Annotated in this window: 2 protein-coding genes and 2 pseudogenes; 2 read left to right on the top strand and 2 right to left on the bottom strand. The window is 56.2% G+C overall.

Features of this window, described 5'->3' with window-relative positions; all coding sequences use genetic code 11:
- Nucleotides 1–393: pseudogene (locus ACR0JR_RS22185) on the top strand (hypothetical protein); the annotation flags it as partial.
- Between the two features lie 44 nt (nt 394–437).
- A protein-coding gene (locus ACR0JR_RS22180) for an IS3 family transposase (RefSeq protein ID WP_480424262.1) occupies nt 438–1,567 on the top strand; the annotation gives its coding sequence in 2 pieces (ribosomal slippage) (nt 438–681 and nt 681–1,567; 1,131 coding nt in all).
- A gap of 21 nt (nt 1,568–1,588) precedes the next feature.
- Here the strand turns inward: ACR0JR_RS22180 and ACR0JR_RS22175 are convergent.
- Both ACR0JR_RS22175 and ACR0JR_RS22170 read right to left on the bottom strand, forming a co-directional pair.
- Nucleotides 1,589–2,782, bottom strand: a pseudogene (locus tag ACR0JR_RS22175) (IS1182 family transposase); the annotation flags it as partial.
- A 151-nt stretch (nt 2,783–2,933) separates the two neighbouring features.
- The coding region (locus tag ACR0JR_RS22170; RefSeq protein WP_480448290.1) for a transposase at nt 2,934–3,233 on the bottom strand (300 nt) is incomplete at its 5' end.

The raw sequence follows: 3,233 nt of genomic DNA, 5'->3' as shown, positions 1-3,233 counted from the left end.
CCTCTGTTCGGCGGGCAAACCCGGGAAGTCACCCGAATGGTTCCGCAGTCGGTGTTGGATGCTGACGGCAATCCAGTACAAGTCTGGAAATATGTCGGTGGGCAAAACTTAGAGAATGCTATCGATGTGGAGGGTCTTAAGGCCTCTATCGATAGGACCAAAGTAGAAAGCCCCAGAGAGTTCATCAAAGCGCTTTATCGAGAAATCAGTGATGTAGATTTCTGGTCCGCGCTGGAATTCACGCTTCTTTATACCTTTGTGACGACACCGATCATACTGATCCTGGGATTCGGTCTCGCCCTTGCAACCAATCGAGTAACGGTGCAATTGCGCGGCTCGGTTGTGTTTGTGACGCTTCTGCCAATGATCGTAACTGGACCTGTCACGGTTTGATGCCGCTCCTTTGATAGCATCTACTGCAGCAAAGGAGACTGACTATGGGACTGAAACGGACGGCCGAATTCCGGCAAGATGCGGTGCGTATCGCATTGACCAGTGGGCTAACACGCAAGCAGGTGGCTGATGATCTAGGTGTCGGGATGTCCACGCTGAACAAATGGATCACAGCGCACCGAGATACAGACGTGGTTTCCAAAGAGGATTTGAGCCTCGCTCAAGAGAATGAGCGACTTCGACGGGAGATCCGGCTCCTCAAGGAGGAGAGGGAAATCCTAAAAAAGGCCACCCAGTTCTTCGCGGGCCTAAAGCAATGAGATTTAGGTTTATCGAAGAACACAGAGCCAGCTTTCCAGCCAACCGGTTATGCGATGTCGTCGGTGTCAGCGCACGCGGTCTGCGTGCCTTCCGCAGCCGCCCTGCCAGTCGCAGACAGCGGTCTGATCTGGTCACGCTGGCGCATATCAAAGAACAGTCACGCCTCAGTTTGGGCAGCTATGGCAGGCCGCGCATGACTGAAGAGTTGAAGGAAATTGGTTTGGCTGTGGGGCATCGTCGCGTTGGTCGCCTGATGCGCCAGAACGGCATATCCGTGTTGAGAACACGCAAGCACAAGGTCACGACAGACAGCGATCACAAGTTCAATATCGCGCCCAACCTACTGGATCGGGACTTCACAGCGGATCAGCCGAACAAGACATGGGCTGGTGACATCAGCTATGTCTGGACCCGTGAAGGCTGGCTTTATCTCGCCGTCATTCTGGACTTGCATTCCCGCCGTGTGATTGGCTGGGCTGTTAGCAATCGGATGAAGCGAGACCTGGCCATCAGGGCGCTGAGAATGGCTATCGCCTTCAGATCACCACCGAAGGACTGCATCCACCACACGGATCGTGGCAGCCAATACTGTTCCCACGATTATCAGAAGATCCTGCGCCAACATGACTTCAAAGTGTCGATGAGCGGCAAAGGCAATTGCTATGATAACGCCGCCGTCGAGACCTTCTTCAAAACGATCAAAGCTGAGCTGATCTGGCGGCGGTCATGGCAAACCCGACGGCAGGCTGAAGCGGCCATCTTCGAATACATCAACGGCTTCTACAATCCGCGCCGCCGACACTCAGCACTGGGCTGGAAAAGTCCCGTCGCCTTCGAACGGAAAGTGGTTTAAACGAGCACTTGGAGCGGCACAAAAACGCGACAGGTCCACAATGTCTCGAGCCACCTGGCGGGCGTCTTCTGTTTCTTCGCGGCTGATCTTGCGGGCATCCGCGTTGGGGCAGCACTTGGTTTTCGATGGGCAGACCTGACAGACCTCTTTCAGAGCGCGATAGCGAGCGGTGCCCTTGCCCGTCGGACCGCGGTTGGGGTCTGAGTAGTTGCGGCGGAACTGCTTGAGGGCGTGACCTTCGGGACAGATGTATTGGTCATTCTCAGCATCCCATTCGAAGTCGGCGCGGGTCCAGGTGCCGTCATTGCGACCGGACTTGTCGAACACCGGGATATGCGGCGCAATCTTGCGATCAACCAGCCAGCCCAGAAGTGGGCCGGTGCCATAGGCGGTGTCCGCGATTAGTCTCTCCGGATGCAGATCGAACCGTTCCTTTACTCGGTTCAACATGGTCTTGGTCGATCCGACCTCAGCCTGACGGATTGATCTGGTGGCTTCGACGTCGATGATAACTCCGTGATCTGTATCGATCAGGTAGTTGTCGGAATAGCTAAAGAATGCAGGGCCTTTGCGGGCTGCGGTCCATTGGCTCGCCGGATCGGAATGCGATGTGAACTTGGGCTGAACCTCGCTGGCAGCGCCGAACGCAGCCTCGTCCAGCGTGTCGAGATACTCGCGGACGGCGCGGGGCGCGTCGGTCGGATCAACGGTTGAGGCGTCCCACTCTTCCTTCGGCGTTGAGTTCTGCTTGTTGGCATCGGCTTCGATCAAGCTTGCATCGATGGCCATACGCTGACCGCTGACGAGGCCTTCCTCAATGCTGTGTGCCACGGTCATCTCGAACAGGTAGCGCAGCAGTTCGCTTTCGCGGAACCGCCCATGCCGGTTCTTCGAGAATGTGGAATGATCCGGCACACGGTCGTTCAGATCGAGCCGACAGAACCACCGATAGGCTAGGTTCAGATGAACCTCTTCACAAAGCCGCCGCTCGGACCGGATCCCGAAGCAGTAGCCCACGAGTAGCATTCGGATAAGCAACTCGGGGTCAACCGAGGGGCGTCCAGTATGGCTGTAGAACTCCGCCAGATGCGACCGGATGCTGCCAAGATCGACGAACCGATCAATCGAGCGCAGCAGGTGATCTTGCGGGACATGATCTTCCAGCGAGAACTCGTAGAACAACGCCGCCTGCGCTTCCTGCCTCGGTCCCATCATCGCCAATTCCTCCCTACAGGACGAATTGAATCAGCGACTTACCACTCAATCAACCAAGAGTTTTTCAACGAAATACGCCGATTCTGTGGAAAAACAACGTGTTGCGGACGCAGAAAGTGGTGTGCTGAACCGAGCGCGAGTGCCTTTCTGATCAGGCTTTACGTGTTTGCTGCGGTGCGGGAAAGATCTTGGCCAGTTTGCGGAGGTTCTGGGCGGTGGCGGCGAGGAGGAATTCGTCGTTTGCGCCGCATGGGCCACGTAATCGGAGCCGACCCAGGCCGAGAATGCGTTTGAGGTGGGCGAAGAGCATTTCCACCTTCTTTCTGAGCTTCATTGAGATGTCGTACTGGCGGGTCTTGGCAATGTCTCGAGCCACCTGGCGGGCGTCTTCTGTTTCTTCGCGGCTGATCTTGCGGGCATCCGCGTTGGGGCAGCACTTGGTTTTCGATGG

The sequence above is a fragment of the Ruegeria sp. AA3 genome (assembly GCF_056542905.1).
This window is presented reverse-complemented; position numbering and strand designations above follow the sequence as displayed.